Origin of the sequence: Lactobacillus nasalidis, from assembly GCF_016587775.1 — a bacterium.
Lineage (GTDB): Bacteria > Bacillota > Bacilli > Lactobacillales > Lactobacillaceae > Lactobacillus > Lactobacillus nasalidis.
Genome location: NZ_BOCG01000626.1, coordinates 1 through 1,611 on the forward strand (window position 1 = coordinate 1; position 1,611 = coordinate 1,611).

Annotated in this window: 1 protein-coding gene and 1 pseudogene; both read left to right on the top strand. The window is 58.8% G+C overall.

All coding sequences use genetic code 11. The features are described from left to right. On the top strand, positions 1–1,110 hold a 1,110-nt coding region (locus lacNas_RS11690; RefSeq protein ID WP_201346892.1), incomplete at its 5' end, for a hypothetical protein. 14 nt (positions 1,111–1,124) lie between these two features. Beyond that, positions 1,125–1,611, top strand: a pseudogene (locus lacNas_RS11695) (hypothetical protein); the annotation flags it as partial.

Genomic DNA, 1,611 nt, shown 5'->3' on the forward strand with positions numbered 1-1,611 from the left:
CCTAGATACATCAAAGTTGGCAGCGGCGGCGGCGAGGTCACCTGGCACCGGGCCATGCTGGACCTGGCGCCGGGGGACTACCTGCTGCTTGAGCCCGGCTATTACGTTTGGCCGCGGGGCCGGATCCTGGAAGACGTGACGATCAAGGGCCTGGGCGCCAGCCCGGAAGACACCCGGATCCGCAGCTTTTTCTCCATCGGGGAAAACAGCTCCCGGGTGGTTTTCGAAAACCTGGCCCTGGAACCTTACGGGGACGTGAATACCCTGGATCTGCCGGAAGAGAGCAACAGCTACCTGATTCTGCGCGGCTGCGTCTTGACCGGGACCGGCAACAAGACGACCACGGTTTCCGTCAACGGCCAGGACACGGTGGAAATGTACTCCTGCCGCCTGCTCAACGGGACCCTGTCCTTTTTCGAAAGTGCCAATTTCCGCCTGGAAATGGCGGACTGCCTGCTGGATTATGAATCAGAAAAATTCGGCACCATCTCTTTGGAAGGGACCGGGACGGCGATCATCAACAATTCCGAGGTCCGGGGGACGGTCAACAGCTTCGATTCCAGCAATATCGAACTGAACGTCAACAACTCCGTCATCGGCAACCTCAACTTGGGCGGCAAGAGCTGGGTGAACGTCTATGACTGCCGCTTCGTCAACCGGGACTACAGCCTTTACGCCCGGGGCGACTGCTGGCTGAACATTCTGGAAAGCGAGATGCCAAGCCAACTGGCCATCGAGGACCAGTGCCATCTGCTCATGCAGAACAGCCAGCTCTACAATTTCCAGGCCAGAGGCGAAAGCCAGAGCTTTTTGTCCAATGTCCAGGTCACGGCCGCGGCCAGCCTGGAGGGCAAGAGCCTCTTGGACGGGAGCCTGGTGACCTTCTCCGGCAACGGCGACTATCCTTACTTTATCTTCTTGGTCGACCAGGCGGTTTTGAAGGGGCGGAACCTCCGCTTTGACCCGCACAACTGGCCAGCCCTGGTTGACGACGATGCCCGCCTGGCGGCCAACGCCCTTTACTACCAGGGGGCGCCGCTGGAAATCAAATGCGAGCATCCGGAAAACATTTCCCTGATGGGAATCAAGTGGACGGAGCGGAAGGAATAGAAAGGAGCCGTATCGTGCGTTTAATCAAAGTGAGCCAGGATCCGCGCGACTTGACCTGGGAACAGGCCTTGGAGCAGCTGCAGCAGGATGACGTGCTCATGCTGGCTCCCGGCTTTTATGAAATTCCCTCCGGGCAAGACTTGAACAACATCGTCATCAAAGGGACGGGGTCAGCGCCGGAGATGACAAACTTGATTGGCCAGATCGAACTGACTGGCCGCTACTTGACCCTGGAAAATCTCACTTTAAAAGGCCGGGAAGCTGCCGGGACCTTGATGACGGCTGCCAGCGGCGAAAATGCCCCTTATTTGACCCTGCGCGGGTGCGGTCTGGAAGCCGCCGGGGGAGAAAAAGGCACAGCCTTGAAGACCCAGGGATCGGTCTGGCTGGAACTCTACTCCTGTCAGCTTAAGGGTAAAATCCAGCTGGCTGGCGGCGAGCAGCACGTCCAGATTGCCGGCAGCGAAATTGCCGCCGATCCGGTAGCCCTAGCCGCTGCCG